This window comes from Microcoleus sp. T2B6 (genome assembly GCF_036700475.1).
GTDB lineage: Bacteria > Cyanobacteriota > Cyanobacteriia > Cyanobacteriales > Microcoleaceae > Microcoleus.
Map to the genome: position 1 here is coordinate 18,301 of NZ_JAUBOZ010000017.1, position 16,521 is coordinate 34,821.

The 16,521-nt window shown below is 43.5% G+C and carries 16 protein-coding genes and 1 pseudogene; 10 read left to right on the top strand and 7 right to left on the bottom strand.

Annotated features, from left to right (window positions below):
- The first annotated feature begins 123 nt into the window (after positions 1–123).
- Together QUA00_RS10100 and vapC are read left to right on the top strand one after the other, a co-directional pair.
- Positions 124–336, top strand: a complete 213-nt coding sequence (locus QUA00_RS10100) for a type II toxin-antitoxin system VapB family antitoxin (RefSeq protein WP_333144170.1) — start codon at positions 124–126, stop codon at positions 334–336.
- Positions 323–730: a type II toxin-antitoxin system VapC family toxin gene (gene vapC, locus QUA00_RS10105; RefSeq protein WP_333144169.1), complete on the top strand. Its 408-nt coding sequence runs from the start codon at positions 323–325 to the stop codon at positions 728–730. Before QUA00_RS10100 ends, vapC begins: the two co-directional genes overlap by 14 nt.
- Before the next feature lie 49 nt (positions 731–779).
- Here vapC and QUA00_RS10110 read toward each other — a convergent pair whose 3' ends face one another.
- From QUA00_RS10110 to QUA00_RS10120, 3 genes are all read right to left on the bottom strand, one after another.
- Positions 780–1,046, bottom strand: coding sequence for a type II toxin-antitoxin system RelE/ParE family toxin (locus tag QUA00_RS10110; RefSeq protein ID WP_333144168.1), 267 nt, complete (start codon positions 1,044–1,046; stop codon positions 780–782).
- A complete protein-coding gene (locus tag QUA00_RS10115) occupies positions 1,043–1,252 on the bottom strand; it encodes a hypothetical protein (RefSeq protein ID WP_333144167.1) in 210 nt (69 codons plus the stop codon). The genes QUA00_RS10110 and QUA00_RS10115 overlap by 4 nt, the downstream gene beginning before the upstream one ends.
- Before the next feature lie 301 nt (positions 1,253–1,553).
- Positions 1,554–5,678: an NACHT C-terminal alpha/beta 1 domain-containing protein gene (locus tag QUA00_RS10120; protein WP_333409515.1), complete on the bottom strand. Its 4,125-nt coding sequence runs from the start codon at positions 5,676–5,678 to the stop codon at positions 1,554–1,556.
- Between the two features lie 106 nt (positions 5,679–5,784).
- Here QUA00_RS10120 and QUA00_RS10125 point away from each other — a divergent pair, with 106 nt between their 5' ends.
- Positions 5,785–6,000, top strand: a complete 216-nt coding sequence (locus QUA00_RS10125) for a hypothetical protein (protein WP_333144165.1) — start codon at positions 5,785–5,787, stop codon at positions 5,998–6,000.
- Positions 6,001–6,068: 68 nt separating this feature from the next.
- On the opposite strand, the gene QUA00_RS10130 is transcribed toward QUA00_RS10125, so the two are convergent.
- The 3 genes from QUA00_RS10130 to QUA00_RS10140 all read right to left on the bottom strand — a co-directional run bounded on the left by QUA00_RS10130 (position 6,069) and on the right by QUA00_RS10140 (position 7,199).
- Positions 6,069–6,521, bottom strand: coding sequence for an HNH endonuclease signature motif containing protein (locus QUA00_RS10130; protein ID WP_333144164.1), 453 nt, complete (start codon positions 6,519–6,521; stop codon positions 6,069–6,071).
- Positions 6,518–6,781, bottom strand: coding sequence for a hypothetical protein (locus tag QUA00_RS10135; protein ID WP_333409516.1), 264 nt, complete (start codon positions 6,779–6,781; stop codon positions 6,518–6,520). Before QUA00_RS10135 ends, QUA00_RS10130 begins: the two co-directional genes overlap by 4 nt.
- A gap of 184 nt (positions 6,782–6,965) precedes the next feature.
- The gene (locus tag QUA00_RS10140; protein WP_333144162.1) at positions 6,966–7,199 is read right to left on the bottom strand and encodes a hypothetical protein; all 234 of its coding nucleotides are present in this window, start codon (positions 7,197–7,199) and stop codon (positions 6,966–6,968) included.
- Between the two features lie 171 nt (positions 7,200–7,370).
- Here QUA00_RS10140 and QUA00_RS10145 point away from each other — a divergent pair, with 171 nt between their 5' ends.
- The 4 genes from QUA00_RS10145 to QUA00_RS10160 all read left to right on the top strand — a co-directional run bounded on the left by QUA00_RS10145 (position 7,371) and on the right by QUA00_RS10160 (position 8,507).
- Entirely contained in the window at positions 7,371–7,547 is a 177-nt protein-coding gene (locus tag QUA00_RS10145; RefSeq protein ID WP_332983430.1) for a plasmid partition protein ParG, read from the top strand.
- Positions 7,531–7,800 (top strand): ribbon-helix-helix domain-containing protein, encoded by a 270-nt coding sequence (locus QUA00_RS10150; protein ID WP_332957635.1) that lies wholly within the window; start codon positions 7,531–7,533, stop codon positions 7,798–7,800. The genes QUA00_RS10145 and QUA00_RS10150 overlap by 17 nt, the downstream gene beginning before the upstream one ends.
- A 175-nt stretch (positions 7,801–7,975) precedes the next feature.
- A complete protein-coding gene (locus QUA00_RS10155) occupies positions 7,976–8,182 on the top strand; it encodes a ribbon-helix-helix domain-containing protein (RefSeq protein ID WP_083888202.1) in 207 nt (68 codons plus the stop codon).
- A gap of 118 nt (positions 8,183–8,300) precedes the next feature.
- Positions 8,301–8,507, top strand: coding sequence for a ribbon-helix-helix domain-containing protein (locus QUA00_RS10160; RefSeq protein ID WP_333144161.1), 207 nt, complete (start codon positions 8,301–8,303; stop codon positions 8,505–8,507).
- A 128-nt stretch (positions 8,508–8,635) separates the two neighbouring features.
- Here the strand turns inward: QUA00_RS10160 and QUA00_RS10165 are convergent, their stop codons facing one another.
- Positions 8,636–10,102 (bottom strand): glycosyltransferase family 87 protein, encoded by a 1,467-nt coding sequence (locus QUA00_RS10165; RefSeq protein ID WP_333409517.1) that lies wholly within the window; start codon positions 10,100–10,102, stop codon positions 8,636–8,638.
- 432 nt (positions 10,103–10,534) lie between these two features.
- On the opposite strand from QUA00_RS10165, the gene QUA00_RS10170 reads away from it, so the two are divergent.
- The 3 genes and pseudogenes from QUA00_RS10170 to QUA00_RS10180 form a co-directional block, all read left to right on the top strand.
- Positions 10,535–11,725 carry a M20 family metallopeptidase gene (locus QUA00_RS10170; RefSeq protein ID WP_333409518.1) on the top strand — a complete coding sequence of 397 codons (1,191 nt, stop codon included), beginning with the start codon at positions 10,535–10,537 and terminating at the stop codon, positions 11,723–11,725.
- 131 nt (positions 11,726–11,856) lie between these two features.
- A pseudogene (locus QUA00_RS10175) lies at positions 11,857–13,239 on the top strand (P-loop NTPase fold protein).
- Between the two features lie 4 nt (positions 13,240–13,243).
- A partial coding sequence (locus QUA00_RS10180) for an nSTAND1 domain-containing NTPase (protein ID WP_445305731.1) occupies positions 13,244–16,521 on the top strand: 3,278 nt, incomplete at its 3' end.

Genomic DNA, 16,521 nt, shown 5'->3' on the forward strand with positions numbered 1-16,521 from the left:
AAGAGTTTGGTTGAGGTTGGTTTCGGTGAGTTGGGGAAACCAGGATTTGGGGAAGTTGGGCTAGGTTAAGGGTTGGGTGTGGCTATGCCATAATGAATGAGAGAATGAAATCCACCATTAACCATGACAACCACCGTTGAACTTAACGAAGAATTGGTTAAAGAAGCCTTTCGCTTAACCAATTTCAAAACAGAAAAAGAATTGATTGACTTTGCTTTGCAAGAATTAATTCGCACCCGTAAAAAGCGGAACCTACTTGATTTAAGCGGACAAATTCAATTTACGACTGAGTACGACTACAAAGCTTTGCGGGAAAACCGAAATGTTTCTGATTGATACATCAGTCTGGATCAGCGTTTTCCGCGACAGGACAGGTGTAGTACGCCAATCCCTGGAAGCAATAATCAATGAGGAAAGTATTTTTCTGAACCGATTTACTCAGATGGAACTTTTGCAAGGTTGCCGAGATGAACGGGAGTGGACACTATTAGAAACTTATCTCCAAGAACAAGACTACATCGAGTCTACGCCTAATACTTGGGTAGCGGCTGCTCGGATTTATTACGATTTGCAACGACAGGGGTTAACGGTTAGAAGTAGTATCGACTGCTGCATTGCCCAACTGGCGATCGAACACCAACTTATTCTAGTTCATAACGATCGCGATTTTGAAACAATTCAGAGAGTGCGATCGCTCAACTGCTTGCGCTTCCGGCCTGACAATAATTAAAGATTAATTTTAGTTTGAGTTGGTGAGGATGGGGTGAAGGCTAAAATGATTACGGAAAGTATCTGTAAATCTCTTTGCGGTGGAGTATCCTGACGAAATAGACTACGCCATCATTAACTTTAATACCGATTCGGTAATCACCCACTCTAAGGCGATAGTAGTCTGCATCACCTTTTAGTTTTTTAACATTGCTGACTTCATTTAATTTTTCGGCGTTCTCAACTTCTTCTATCGCTTCCTGAATTCTTTGCAACAAATCGGCCTCAAGAATCTTGAGTAAATCCTTTTCAAAGCTCTTTTTAAACTCCACATTCATGGTTGTCTCTTCAGGATTTTGAAAATTTGCTCGCGGCTGACTGTTTCAGTATTTTCGCCTTCTTTGATAGCATTTTCTATCCCTATATCTTCTAGGGCTTCTGTTAAAATTTCAGAAAATACTTCTTTTTGTTCTTTTAATAACTCAAAAATCGCTGCTTTGAGCAATTCTTTAAGTTTGGTTTCGTCTATAGTAATTTCAGACATTGCTTTTTTTCGGGGATTTATTTAAGGTTTTCATTATATCACGAAATCAAGCCGATTTATTTTCATGTTGATGTAAATTAATTAAATTTATTCTAGCCAACGTTGGTTTGCGGGTAGTCAGAAACCGGGTTTTTTCGATAATACTTCGTTACACCTCGTAGAAGCGGCCAAAAACGCGGTTTCTTTGGTTTGCGGGTAGTCAGAAACCGGGTTTTTTGCGAGAATACTGCATCCCGACCTTTAACTAAAGTGAAAAACCCGGTTTCTTTGGTTTTGATGCGTAACTCCCGACAGTCAAAACTTAGGACTCTAGATGAAGTCGTTTGAGCCAGTTTACGACAGTTTGAAGTAAATCGGGGTCATGGGGGGAGAAGGTTTGCAGGGGTGGATGAGGTGAGTCGGTGATGAGACAGATTGTACCGTGGAAGCGGGTAAGGGCATCGAGGAAAGTAGGGCTAAAACCTCGGGCCGCGGCGGATGTGGGGTCTTCGTAGAAGATGAGGATGGGGTGTTTGTTGCTGTGGCGGCGGAGTCGATTCCAGTAGGATTTGAGTTGGGGGAGGGTTTCGGGTTCGCCGTTGAGTCGTTCGGGACAGTTTTGGTCGAGGAATTGTTCGTAGATGTCGAGGGCGGGGTTATCGGAGTCGATGAATTTGCTGGTGTCGATGCAAATTAGCTGTACGGATTCGATTAATTGTGTGTCTGCAAGTCTGGCATCAAGGATGTTGGGTAAATCTGCTAAATTGAGGCTTTGGGTGAAGGGGGTAGAACCGACTCCTGTTGTTTCTGGGACTTCTGGATGGGGTGTGGTGAGTTGATGGTGCCATGCTTGATAGAAAGTTGGGTAAGGCAGATTTTGGGCGCAGTTCCAGATGACTCTGAAGGGAGGTATAAGGAGATCAAAAGCGTTTGCACGTACTTGGGAAGTTAGGTAATTTTTTAATCCTGAGACTACGGTGGCGAAGTGTTTACCTTTCATAATTTTCCCTAAGCTATCTGCCGCTTGGCTCCGAGTAGATTCATACTGAGAAGTATTGATTAACTCGACTAAAGCCGATATCGCAACTGGGTTATCTTTGCTTATTTTCCCTAAGCTATTTGCCGCTTGCCTCCGAGTAGATTCATCCTGAGAAGTATTGATTAACTCAACTAAAGCCGATATCGCAACTGGGTTATCTTTGCTTATTTTCCCTAAACTATCTGCCGCTAGGCTCCGGGTTCTTTCATTATCTGAATTGCGGATTAACTCGACTAAAGCGGCGATCGCCACTGGGTTATCTTTGTCTATTGCCCCTAAGCTATATGCCGCTTCCACCCGAGTATATTCATCACCTGAATTGCTGATAAATTCGACTAAAGCGGAGACCGCCACTGGGTTATCTTTGTCTAGTTCCCCTAAGATACCTGCCGCTGCACTGCGGATATATTCATCCTGAGAAGTATTGATTAACTTGACTAAAGCTGCGATCGCTAATGATTTGTTTTCGCCTCTTTCTGCTAAACTATATACCGCATCTGTCAGGGTATATTTACTAATTGCACTATTAATTAAATCGACTAAAGCTGCGGTCGCCACTGGATTATCTTTGCCTACTCTTCCTAAGTTAAATATCGCTGCTCTCCAGGTATTTCTCGTCTGAGCAGAGTTGATTAAATCGACGAAAGCTGCGAGCGCCACTGGGTGATATTTGTCTATTTCCCCTAAGCTACGTGCCGCGAAACATCGGATATGTTGATTTTGAGCAGAGTTGATTAACTCGACTAAAGCTGCGATGGCTACGGGGTTATCTTTGTCTATTTTCCCTAAGCTATCTGCCGCTTGGTACCGGGTACTTTCATCACCTGAATTATGAATTAACTGGACTAAATCTGCGATCGCAACTGGGTTATTTTTGCCTATTTTTCCTAAGCTATATGCCGCTTGCCTACAAATATCTTCATTCTGTGAAGTACGGATTAACTGTACTAAAGCTGCGATCGCAACTGGGTTATCTTTGCCTATTTTCTCTAATAAATATTCCACCTTCCTCCGGGGATCTTCATTCTGTGAAGTACCGATCAACTGGACTAAAGCGGAGATTACAACTGCGTTATTTTTGTCTATTGCCGCTAAGCTATATACCGCTTGCCACCGGGTATCTTCATTCTGTAAAGTACCGATTAACTCGACTAAAGCGGCGATCGCCCTTTCCCGATCCGTGTCTTTTAGTATCTCCCTTGCTACCTCGAAAATAGGACTAAAAACTTGCAAACTATCCTGTTTTTCTGCAAATCCCCACTTGACAATTTGCGACACAATCTCATCAGCAAGACTACAATCCTTAAACTCAGCAATCCCCGCAGCCGCGAGAAAATACGCCCGAATTTTATAAAAACCAATATCACGCCCATCCTCAAACTCAACCAACGCCTTAATAAACGCTTCCTTCTCATTCTTCCCTACACCCTCCAGCCCGAACCACAGCAAAATCACCTGCTTCCACTGCGCTTCAAAAATCCGATATGCCTTCCCCACCACCGGAAAATCAACATGATTCCGAGGTAAAAAATAATCCCAATCATCCACCGCCAACGCCGCAAAATACTCCTGAAACGTCGCATGATAAAACGCATAGACTGATTCTTCCGGTTCATCAATATCGATGCCAACCCGATTCAACCATCCTAGAGATAACGCCAATGATAATAAAGACGTTTCATCGCTTCGAGCTCCCAAATACTGACTGACTAACTGATAGGACAAGCGAAAACGACTCGATTTGCCATCAATTGCTGCTTTGGCTAATTCTCCTAACCCTTCATGTAAAAGTTTCTGACACTCATTGTGACTTTTGCCACATAGCTTTTCATATATTTTGATAATTTGCTCTTTCCAGCGATAGAAATACTTAATAAAACTGGCATATAATTTTGCCTGAGTATCCGGTAAAGTTCCCTGTCTCGAACTCCAAATTTGACACAACATCCACAACCGCAACGGATTTTGAATCAACTCCTTGAGACGGGAATTCTCCGACTCTGCTAATTCCGCCTCCAAACTTTCCCCCGTCGCAGCATCCCCCATCCCCGCAAACCAACGGCGAATATACTCCGTAACTTGTTCCGAATTAAACTCCAAATTGCGAAACACATCAAACCCCGAAAAAGCATTTTTATCCGCCTCCCAAACATTCACCCGACAAGTCACCACCACCCGCGCCGCCTGCACCCATGTCCTTGACAAATCTTTCGCTAACTGCTGCATTCCTTGAGTGTTGGCCATTTCATCCACACCATCCAGCAACAACCAAACCCGACTCATTTGTGCTTCTAAATCACCGCGCGTCACTCCTCCTGGACACCGAGACAACCACACCTTTTCCAAATGGTCACAGATACTTTGCGCGCCTAATTCAGCTAAATCTATCCAAATCGGCAACCCCAATTCTTGCTCTAAAATCCAATCAGCAATCTTCTGCAACCGCGTGGTTTTCCCCGCACCCGGTTCGCCAATAATCGCAATTTTTCGCCCTTGACTAATGTCGCTTTTCCCTTGTCGCAATACATCCTCAAAAAACCTTTCTTCAGCAATGGGAATCAGTTTTTCTGTTTCCTTTTCCTTTTCTTCCTGCTGATTCCTTGGCTGAGGTTTGGGTTTTTGGCGTTCAACAATGGCTAAGGGAACATAAACCCCATCGAGTTGCGGAGTCATCCCGCAGGCGTTGGTGAAAGGGTTGGTGGTGAGTTGCTGTTGGTGGGCGAGGTTTTGGCGGCAGATTTCTTGCCAGTTTATGGGTTCTTCTTTAGGTTTAGGAGTTTCATGGGATATCTCGACTGTGACGGAGCCAAATTTAACCTTCCACTTTTCCTCAATTACTTCTAAATTTTCTTTGGGGTTAATCTGATTCTTCAGCTTAAGGGAAAATTTCCAATAACCTTGATTTCTTGCACTAGGTTTAAGGTAAAGTATACCTAAGTCTTTCAGACAGTCGAGAACATCTTGGATTGCCTCTCCTCTTCTCTGGGAGTTATTGACATTCTTTTCATCATTGGGTTGAGAGAGTTCTAACGCCTTTCCTAAGCATTCCACCAATGTACATAAATCTTCCTTAGTTATCCCTTCAACAATTTTGGTTTTGTTGTTGTTGAGTTTTTGCTGAAATTTCCCCGATACCAGCAACTCATTTTCCTTTTCCCATAGCAACTTGAGCGTAGCTTTCAGCTTGTCCCCTGAAACGGCTATTTCCCCATTATCCTGGAACGTAACTTTCAGCTTATCCCCAGCCACGCCAATTTCCCCATTCGTGAGGGCGAGTAAGGCCTCAACCAGTTTGAAAACGTTGTTTTTTGTGGTGGCGTTTTTCCCGTATTTTCGTGCCATCGCTACCTTTTGAATAAAATTCATCGTCGCTTGGGCAAGTTTGCCCAAACCAGTTGGTTTGCCCAAGCGCTTAACCCCGATTATACAAGGGTTTCAGAATTTTTTGTTTTTGCTTGATTGGGCAAAAGCCCAAAAAAATAATTTACCTCATAAGCACAAAACGAGGTGAATTATGAACGACCAAGAAGACAGAATCAAACAACGCGAAGCATTAGAAGATGCTCATGACAACTTTGTTCAACCTTATGTTAATCAATTGATTGAAGTTAACGCCCAGTCTTCACCCAATATTGATGTTGCGCTTCCTGGGTTTTGCTGTGTGTCGGGATGGTTGGTTTTGGTTGTATTGTATTGTTTTTGGACGCGCTATCGAATGTCATCAAAATAGCCTGTATTATTCGGCGGTTGAAACCGCTTCTGGTCAAACGAAGTCTGCCTCCGCAGACTAAGAGTTTATTACGTTTCTCTGGGATCGTCTGTTGGTGGATGACAGCCAGCTTTAATCCATAAACCGCGTGCTTCCTGAATCGATCGCTCTCCTTGATACCGTTCGTCATTCACGTCAAGCCGATCGCAAGTAGCGCGACCAATTGCTGTAACTCCGATAATTTTTGTACCCTCCCTCGTCCAAATAAAATGCTCTTGCCATTGCTGACTTCGAGGATTAAATAGAGCTACTTCTGCTTGAGTTTCTAGATCGCTAGCTACTGTAAAATTGTAACGGCGTTGATTGCAACGGCTACAAGCAAGCGCTAAATTATTGACATCATCAGTACCATCTAAAGAACGGGGTTTAATATGGTCGATGGTAAAACGAGAGGTGCTGATTTCTTCTGGAGAGTGACAATATTCGCAAAGATATTTAGCCCGTTGTCTTACATATTGGCGGGTTGCTTCGGTAAGGGTCATTTTTGAGCGAGGAGGAGGGAGTTTAGGTAAGTAAAAAGGCGATCGAGTTCGTTGATGGCCTTGAGTTCGTCTTGTTCTTCAGCCGTTAGATCGTTGACTTTATTTTTTTCCAGAAGGCTTTCTAGATGGAGTTGAAGTCGATCAGTAAATTTGAACAAAGGGCGATTATTGACTGTTTCGACTTTAATTCCGGTTTCAATGAGGGAGGGAGGTTGAATGACAACTTGCATAATATTTGACTTTGTTGAATTGTTTGTCATGTTTAGGCCTTATCCATATTTTATCTCAAATTACGGGAGGCCAGAAACCGGGTTTTTTCGAGAAGACGCGCTACGCCTCGTAGTAGCGGCAAAAAACCCGGTTTCTTTGGTATTTATGGGTAAGCCCTAAATGAGACAGAAAGGCCGATCGCACTTTTTCAATTCGTGCGATCGCCCTCCAAGATTATTCTTTCCAGTAACGGGTTAAAATCCGGATTACCTCACCCGCTATCGGCGATGGTAGAGGCGGGCTCCATTCCCCAACTTCTGCAAAACCTAAAACGTGCAACAGATTAACGATACTTTCTACCGCTTTGGGAACGCCACACAACAGCAAACGAATCGGTTGCTTACCTTGAGGTACATCAGGAATTTCTTCCCGGAGCAGCTCGGTAACTGACTTTGGCTGTGATATCATAGACTTTGAATTACACGAATAGTGGAATTGCGATCGCCCTCAAGTTTTCCAGGCCAGGGGCGATCGCTTTTCCGTTTGTACATCCTCAGTCTAGCACAGCTATGGGAATATGGGAATAGGTAACTAAGGGAATTTTAAACTTTTCACACGTAAACGTGTGAAAATAAAGTTATGGCAAATGAAAAAGACACCATCAAACTTGTAATTCCCAAGGCATTGAAGATCAGGTTCAAAGCCTTGTGCGTTCGTGCGGAAAGGGATATGAGCAGCGTCGGAGGTCAACTAATAGAAAACTGGTGTCAAGAGCAAGAGCAAGCCCAGGCGAAACGGGATGAGTCAAACACCTGAAGGGGCGACACCAAAGAGGCGTACAAAGAAAGTACGATCGATCTATGAAGTAAATTCCCAGTTGCCTAACTTGCCAGCAAAAAACCTAAAACGAGTCACCAGCTACGTTCCTCCAAACGCCTACAACGTCTTGGAAGATTGGGCCAAGAAAGAAGACCGGACAGTCAGCAATCTGGTAAGTCGGATTGTCTCTGAAGCTGTAGATGCTTACTTGGCTAAAAAGACTACAGAAGATGAACCCAGCAGCAATTAACCTTTGATCTCTACGCTGATGAGTCATTCTCAACTGCCAACCTGTCAGGCCGTTGATTTTGTGTTGGAGTGGGGTTTGGTTTTTGGGTGTTTAGATTACTTTAGCCTAAACTAGATTGTGGTGTGCTACCTTGGCTTAAAAAAGCTCTAAAAAATTTGCAGTCAGCTAAAATGACATGGTGAACACGCTACCCCCAAACAATGTGAGTCCTGCAAAATCTCCTAGAGTTGCCTTTTACCCGCCACCCGAAATCAAGGAGAAGTTAGAAAAACTGGCGAGTATTGAGCGTCGTTCGATTTCCCAAATGGCATTACTTTTGGTCGAAGAAGGACTCGAAAGAGCGCAGAAGGAAGGCAAGTTTAATGAATCCAAAGACGATTAAACTACCAACTACCACTGCGGGCGATCGCTCTCAACTGCCTGCGTGTCCTGCCGTGTACTTTGTTTGAGACGGTGACGCGGTAAGGTACAATAGGGCAGTAAAAGCACAAATAACAGCCTTGCCAGCAAAACTCCCCAGAATAGTTGTATATCTTCCAGAAGAACTTAAAGCAGACCTAGAGCGGTTAGCCAAATCGCATTATCGGCCGGTCTCGAATATGGTATTGACATTAATTCAAGAAGCAGTAGATGAGGCTAAATCTGAGGGGAGAATTCAAAGCGACGATCGATCGCAGCAACAGAAAATCGACAGCGACTCTGAATGATTTAACCGCAGAGGACGCAGAGAACACAGAGGAAGAGAAGAGAGAGATGAATAAATTTGTTATAAAATGACATTTTGAACACGCTACCTATTACTTGCTCTTGGCCAGATGAATGTCTATTTATTGCTTCAGTTCTGTCCGTCAAATTCAGCAACCTGTTTTTGAGGAAGAGAGGTAATTGCTAAGACTAAAACACTTAACGTAAGACCTAAAATCGCATAACTCGGTAGTGAAAAAATAGTTACTTTAAACAAATAAGGCAATTCCCCCCCCTTCCAGTTCCACCGCTTTCCTAGAAACACCAACAGCCCGCCATGAATCACAGCGGTTTGCACCATAACACAGCCCGCCGCCAATAACCAAACCGACATTCTTTGCCTAGAGAAGGCACAATTTTTAATCTGAAAACATAAATCATTCAGCAAAAAAACTACCGCCGGTGCTAACATCACAGAACTGGTGGGCTGTGAATAGTTGATAGCAATACTCAAAGTAGAAATTAGCACCATTTCAGATAAGTCAACCTTTTTTGACCAAGCATTGCGAGATTGTTTTTTGTAAAAATACCAACTCACTAAACCAACTAGCACCAGAATAATCAAGTCAGAAAATAGCTTCGCCACGAAGGGACTATCGGGGAAAAATCTCGGCCCCATAACCCTTAAATCAAGGCGACTCATAGAAATATAAGCATTATTCGATGGATCGTTGAGCCAGAGTGGAAATCCACGAGTCGCATCCTGTATAAATCCTGTTAAAGAATTGCCCGTTACAGCTAGACCTATAACTGCCAAAACAGTTACCGTGACTATAGATATAAAAACTAGCTGAAACCGTCTTTTGATTAAAAAATAAGGAATAAACAATATAACTAAAGTGGGTTTAAAAAGTGCTATTCCTAATAAAATTCCTGCAATTACATCCTGATTTTTTCTAGCATAAATAAACATCCATAACAGCATAACAGCAATAAAAGTTGCCACATTGCCAACTTGAAGATCGAAGACAAAACCGTAGAGGAATGCAACTGATATACTACAAATAGTCCGAAAAGCTCGTGAGTGCGACACCAACAAGATATTCGCTCCCCATAAAACAAAACCTGTGGCAATAAGATGCAGCCAAGTCCAGATTGTGAATGCAGTCTTCATAGGGAAATAGCCCACAAACCACAGCGGAGGAATGATATTAGGTGGATAAACAAAAGAAGGAATAAACCCACACACTTTAGTGATGCTACAGAAACCGCTGTTAAACACTTCTACATTAAAGGGACTCAAATGCTGATGGGCTAATCTACTCGCTACATAAAACCACTTAAAATCCCAGTAAGGGGGATCGGGCCGATTAGTCAGATTGTAAACCAACCAACCGGTATAACAGAGAAATCGGGTGAGAACTAATACAATAACTGCTTGCAAAATAAAGTTAACAATAGGTTGACGAAAAAAATGAGTCAACCTTTGGATCGAAGGATGTTTTAAAAACAAAGAATCTTGCCATGCTGTTTTTTCGCTATCTAATCGCCAATTAAATTTGAGAAACCCAGCCACTGTAATTATAATTATTACATTCCAGAATCCAAAGCTAATCATAGAAAATATTTTTAATAAATGTACTATTTGATGATATCACAACCAGAAATTATCTCATGTCCGATCGATCAACCATAATATCCCGGTCGGGGCGGGTTTTTGAGATGGTCAATTATTAACAGGTATTGTTGGCTCACGGGCCCCTACAAAAATCGCGGTTGCTCGACCGGACATGATATTATCAACTAAAAATCAGCCTTTGAACCTAGAATCTAGACGTTTATTCCTGGTTTCAACCTAACTCTCTTTTCTCTCTTTTCTCTGCGTCCTCTGCGCCCTCTGCGGTTAAAAAAAAAAATCTTATTCACAAACAAAATAGCATTGCCATCCAAAAGCCCGATCGCACATTTGCGCCTTATAACCCTGTTCACCCCCAAACATATGCGTTAACCTAGTTGACTACAACTTGTACCGCACTCCCCAACTAAATTCATGCTTCCCCGCATCCAAGAATTAGCCGCCACCCTAGCACCCCGCTTAATCGAAATTCGCCGCCACATCCACTCCCACCCCGAACTCAGCGGTCAAGAATATCAAACCGCCGCCTACGTAGCCGGAGTTCTCGCTTCCAGCGGAGTTCACGCCATCGAAGGAATCGGCAAAACAGGAGTGCTCGGCGAACTCAAAGGCAACAGCAGCGAGTCTCGCTGGCTGGCAATTCGCACCGATATGGATGCTTTGCCGATTCAAGAACGCACAAACTTAGAATTTGCCTCCCGCAACGAGGGAGTGATGCACGCCTGCGGCCACGACATCCACACCACGGTCGGTTTGGGCGCAGCCATGATATTGTCTCAGCTAGAGGAAAAATTGCCCGGTAACGTCCGCTTCTTGTTTCAGCCGGCGGAAGAGATTGCCCAAGGTGCTCAATGGATGATTAAAGACGGGGCGATGCAAGATGTTGACGGCATCCTCGGAGTGCACGTTTTTCCGACGATTCCCGGGGGTTGCATCGGTATCCGCCACGGGGCACTGACGGCGGCGGCAGATGACATAGAATTGATTGTGATGGGCGAATCCGGCCACGGTGCGCGTCCCCACGAGGCGATCGACGCAATTTGGATTGCTTCTCAGATAATTACCACTTTGCAGCAGGCAATTAGCCGCACGCAAAATCCTTTGAGGCCACTGGTTTTGACGATCGGGCAAATTAACGGCGGACGAGCGCCGAACGTAATTGCCGATCGAGTAAAATTATTGGGAACTGTGCGATCGCTCCATCCCGAAACCCACGAAAACCTGCCGGCTTGGATCGAACAAATTGTTTCTAGCGTTTGCGGAACTTACGGCGCTAAGTACGAACTCACCTACAAGCGCGGCGTGCCGGGAGTCCAAAACGACCCAAAACTCACGCAATTAGTCGAAACTGCGGCTTTAGAAGCTTTAGGTCGATCGCGCGTCCAAATTTTACCAGAACCCTCCCTCGGCGCCGAAGATTTTTCGATGTACTTAGAACACGCACCCGGAACCATGTTTCGCTTAGGAGTGGGACTGACTGACAAACCGAACTATCCCCTCCATCACCCGCAATTTGAGGTCGATGAATCTGCGATCGTGACCGGCGCTGTCACCTTGGCCTATGCCGCCTACCAATATTGGAAACAGCATCCAGGTTCACACTAATAGTCTTCGACGTATGGGTGGTCAGCTAACTAACCGTAGGGTGCTTAGCCGGAAAATTGTTTTGTCTCTGGTAATAACATTCAGCCCTGACCCACCCTACAATAACTACAAAAACTAATTTATAAAATTTTATGAACCTAGATTTCGATCGATTCTGCGACGCCTGCAACCCCAGTCACTCCTTGATATTGGGCAATGCCGAAGATCAGCGCTACTACATTGATTTTGCTGAGGTGCGCGGCGGAAAAGTTATTAACATACTCAAACGGACAATTACCCGTCTGGCACGAGATAAACCGACTTGCCAATTGTTTACCGGACATATTGGTTGTGGCAAGTCTACTGAATTGTCGCGACTGGAAAAAGAGTTAACAGATGAGGGGTTTCATGTAGTTTACTTCGAGTCAACACAAGACCTCGATGAAATGGATCTCGATTTGACAGATATCATGTTAGCGATCGCACGGCGAGTCACTCAAAGCTTGGAAGAGAGCAAAATTTCCTTCCAGCCCCAGCGCTTTAAATAATTGTTAAAAAATAGTTGGAATTTTTTACAAACCCCTGTGACTTTAGAAGCCGCAGGAGAACTTTTTGGCAGCAAATATAAGGGCAATACAGACGGAAATCTGGAAGTTTCTCTGCCTTTAGGCATCGCCAAAATTACTGCCACAACCAAAAGCAATCCCGACTTGCGATCTAAACTGAGACAGTACATGGAACCGCAAGCTAATAAAATGTTAGAACTGATTAATCAAGAAATTATTGATGTAGCCATTAATCAGCTAAAGCAGCGGGGTAAAAAAGGATTGGTGGTGATTGTTGACAACTTAGACCGGATAGTTTTTCGGCCCAATGCAGCGGGGCGACCGTTGCCAGAATATATCTTTATTGACCGGGGCGATCAGTTGCGGAAACTGAATTGCCATTTAGTTTATACCGTGCCGCTGGGATTGATTTTTGGCAATGAAAGTGAAATTTTGAAAAATCGATTGGGGGGTGGAGTTGACCCGAAAATTTTGCCAATGGTACCTGTAAAGAAGAGAGACGGCAGCGAATTTGTTGAGGGGATGAATTTGCTGCGGCGCATGGTGATGTCGCGGGCTTTCCCTGATGTGCCAACCGAGGAATATATTACATTAATTACCGAAGTTTTTGACAGCCCTGAAACTTTAGATGAATTGTGCCGAGTCAGCGGAGGTCATCTGCGAAACTTGATGGGGATGCTGTTTGGTTGCTTGCAGCAAGATGACCCTCCCATTTCCCAAAATGTGTTGCAATCTGTGATTCGTAATTCCCGCGACAGTCTGATTCGCGGCATTGATAATGATGAGTGGGAATTACTGTTTAAGGTGGTGAAAGAACAAAGCATAAATGGAGATAAAGAATACCAAGATTTGCTGCGAAATCTGTGGGTTTTTGAGTATGTAGACGACACTCAAGGAAATTGGTTTGCGTTGAACCCGCTGTTGATGGAAACTGACAAATTTAAGCTGTGGCAGCAGCAAAATTCGTGAGATTATGGTAAACTCAAATCTAGCCGAAGATATTGCAGCAGAAAATGAGCGATCGCTCTCTACATTGGTACGGACGATCGCCCGGTTTCAAAGAATTTTTTCTTTGACTTTAGTGTGCTGCAATTACGCTACCTTGCGTGATATTATGCTGGAAAAATTGCGCGATCGCTCTACTGTTGAATATCAAGAATTAGCCCTCGAACCTGCCACCAAAACACTTTATCAAACTATTCTCAATGCCGTCCAAGAGCAACCGCCGAAAGCTTTAATAGTTTTCGGTATAGAATCGGTGGTGGCGATTGATGACCTGCTAGCTGGGGCTAATAGAGCGCGAGACCAATTCAAACAAGATTTTGCTTTTCCGTTGATATTATGGGTGACGGATGCTGTACTGTCTAAATTTAGTCGATCGGCGAATGATTTGAAGTCTTGGGCTCCTCCTCCAATTCAGTTTACCATGCCGCCCGATGATTTGATGAATTTGTTACAACAACAAACCAGTCAAGCTTTTGCTGATGTTGATAATTTCAAATTAGATGACTGTGAAATGGAGTTGCTGGAGAAGGATTTGGTAAATGCAGCATTAGACCAGGAATTGCAAGCTAGTTGGCAATTTATTCGCGGTTTAGTTGAATTTCAGAAAAATCAAATAGATTTAGCACTCGATCATTATCAGCAAAGTTTGACATTTTGGCAGCAAAATCGCCACTTAGAAAGACAAGGAATTGTCTGCCAGAAAATTGCTCAAGCTTACAACCGCAAAGCTGAATTGCACCGGGCAGGAAATCAAGGTTATTGGCAAGAAGCTAGAAAGTATTTACAACAATCTCTGGATAGCTTTGAGCAAGTGCAGCGGCATGATTTAGCTGCGAAATGTATTAGCGAACTCGGCGAAGTGCTGCGACTTTTACAAGATTGGGAAGAGTTGCAAATTTTAGCTAAAAAAGCCTTAGAAATGCACGAAATTTACGGCACTCCGAGTCAAGTAGCTGAAGATTACGGCTTTTTGGCTGAGGTGGCGCTGCAAAGTTTGGAGTGGGGCAAAGCTTGCCAATCGGCTCAATCAGCATTGGCTATTTTGGCACAACCAGGAGTATCCCAACAAAACAATGGTTTGTATCGGTTACTTTGGGCAAAAGCGCAGCTAAATCTCACTCAAGAGTCGCAGGCAGTTAACAACTTAGAAGTAGCTAAAGAAATTACACAACCTCAAGATGACGTGCAGCTTTATTTGAGGATTTTAGAAGAGTTGAGAACTCTCTATTTTGAGCAAAGCGAATATTTAAAAGCATTTTACCTTAAACTCGAACAACAAGCAGTTAAAAGCAAATATCGACTGCAAGCTTTTATCGGTGCAGGTCGCTTGCAGCCGCCGCAACAAATAATTGAGAACGGTTTAGAATCAGGTCAATCACAAGCTGAAATTGTTGAGGAAATTATCGCCGCTTCCGGGCGGTCGCAGGATGTTAAACGAATAATTCAACGGATAGGTACACCTGCTTGCAAGCTGACAATTATTCACGGACAGTCTGGAGTAGGAAAAAGTTCGATTATTCAAGCGGGGTTAGTTCCAGCCCTGCAACTTACAACTTTTGACGCGCGGGATGTATTGCCTGTTTTATTGCAGTCTTATCACGATTGGGCGAGGGATTGCGGTCAGTGTTTGCGATCGGGAATTAAAAAAATAAAAGGTGAGAGTTTATCTACTCCTATTGACACGCCGATAGCTATTCTGGAACAGTTGCGACTGAATCAAAATCGCAATTTATTGACGGTACTAATCTTTGACCAGTTTGAGGAATTTTTCTTTGCTTATCAAGACCAAACTAGCCGGAGAGAGTTCTATGATTTTTTGGCTGAATGTTTAAATGAGATTGGTGAACTCAAAATTATCCTGTCGCTGCGGGAAGATTATCTTTTCTACTTGTTAGAATGGAATCGCGCCAGCAATTTGTCAATAATTGATAACGACATTCTCAATAAAAAAATCTGCTATTACTTGGGCAATTTTTCGCTAGCCGATGCTAAAATTGTTCTCCAAACCTTAACAAAACTCTCTCAACTTGACTTATCCGAAGATTTGGTAAACGCGCTGGTAGAAGATTTAGCAGGTGAAGTGCGGGAAGTGCGGCCGATTGAGTTGCAAATTGTGGGAACGCAACTAGAAAAACGGCCGATTACTCGACTGGGTGAATATCAGCAACTAGGCAGTCCGGCTAAGGTCAAACTGGTTGAGGAATTTTTAGCAGAAGTTATCGCAGACTGCGGCCAGGATAATAGAGAAATTGCCGAACTTGTCTTGTATTTGCTGACGGATGAAAACAACACTCGTCCTCAGAAAACTCTGGCTGAGTTAGCAGCAAACTTAGGAACTGAGTCAGAAAATTTAAAGTTAATTTTAGAGATTGTCGTTAAATCGGGATTGGTGTTAGAAGTGCCAGCAACTCCGATTGAACGTTACCAACTTGTCCACGATTATTTAGTGCCTTTTATCCGCAAACAGCGCGGTGCGGAATTACTAGAATTACGCGAAAAATTTAAGCAAACTGAAGCGAAAAATCAGATATTAGCAGAGGCCACACAAAAAGCCGAACTGTTGTCAGTAGAATCACAGCGAAAAGCCCAGAGACGAATTGGTATTGGTACAGCGGTATTGGGTATTAGCATAGTTTTAGCTGCAACTGTAATGGGATTAGCGCGGCAGCAAGTGGACCAGGCACAGAAATTGACAAAATTAGAGCTATCGGCAAGTGAGGTTTTGAAACTATCTGAGTTGGGTAATAATCAAATAGAGGCTTTAATCTCAGCCGTGAAAATTGGAAAAGAACTCAAAGCCACAGTCAAGGAAGTTCGTTCCTTTGCAGATAACCCGATATCTAATCCGCAGATTGCCCTCAATCAGATTCTCGACAACATCCGAGAACAAAATTGGTTTAAAGGACATCAAGGTCAGGTAACAAGTGTCAGTTTTAGTCCCGACGGCAAATACATTGCTACGGCATCAGAGGACAATACAGCAAGGTTGTGGGATGTTACAGGTAAGCTGATACAAGAATTTAAAGGAGATCAAATTTGGGTAACAAGTGTCAGTTTTAGTCCTGACGGCAAATACATCGCTACGGCATCATGGGACAATACAGCAAGGTTATGGGATTTAACAGGCAAGTTGATACAAGAATTTAAAGGACATCAAGAGGCGGTATCGAGTGTCAGTTTTAGTCCTGACGGCAAATACATCGCTACGGCATCATGGGACAATACAGCAAGGTTATGGGATTTAAC

Bases quoted from the DNA above. Each gene is read 5' to 3' on its own strand.
- QUA00_RS10145 (WP_332983430.1), top strand. From the start codon at position 7,371: ATGGCAAATGAAAAAGACACCATCAAACTTGTAATTCCCAAGGCATTG.
- QUA00_RS10130 (WP_333144164.1), bottom strand. From the start codon at position 6,521: ATGACCCTTACCGAAGCAACCCGCCAATATGTAAGACAACGGGCTAAA.
- QUA00_RS10170 (WP_333409518.1), top strand. From the start codon at position 10,535: ATGCTTCCCCGCATCCAAGAATTAGCCGCCACCCTAGCACCCCGCTTA.
- QUA00_RS10125 (WP_333144165.1), top strand. From the start codon at position 5,785: ATGAACGACCAAGAAGACAGAATCAAACAACGCGAAGCATTAGAAGAT.
- vapC (WP_333144169.1), top strand. From the start codon at position 323: ATGTTTCTGATTGATACATCAGTCTGGATCAGCGTTTTCCGCGACAGG.
- QUA00_RS10110 (WP_333144168.1), bottom strand. From the start codon at position 1,046: ATGAATGTGGAGTTTAAAAAGAGCTTTGAAAAGGATTTACTCAAGATT.
- QUA00_RS10165 (WP_333409517.1), bottom strand. From the start codon at position 10,102: ATGATTAGCTTTGGATTCTGGAATGTAATAATTATAATTACAGTGGCT.
- QUA00_RS10155 (WP_083888202.1), top strand. From the start codon at position 7,976: ATGGTGAACACGCTACCCCCAAACAATGTGAGTCCTGCAAAATCTCCT.
- QUA00_RS10135 (WP_333409516.1), bottom strand. From the start codon at position 6,781: ATGACAAACAATTCAACAAAGTCAAATATTATGCAAGTTGTCATTCAA.
- QUA00_RS10100 (WP_333144170.1), top strand. From the start codon at position 124: ATGACAACCACCGTTGAACTTAACGAAGAATTGGTTAAAGAAGCCTTT.
- QUA00_RS10115 (WP_333144167.1), bottom strand. From the start codon at position 1,252: ATGTCTGAAATTACTATAGACGAAACCAAACTTAAAGAATTGCTCAAA.
- QUA00_RS10150 (WP_332957635.1), top strand. From the start codon at position 7,531: ATGAGTCAAACACCTGAAGGGGCGACACCAAAGAGGCGTACAAAGAAA.
- QUA00_RS10140 (WP_333144162.1), bottom strand. From the start codon at position 7,199: ATGATATCACAGCCAAAGTCAGTTACCGAGCTGCTCCGGGAAGAAATT.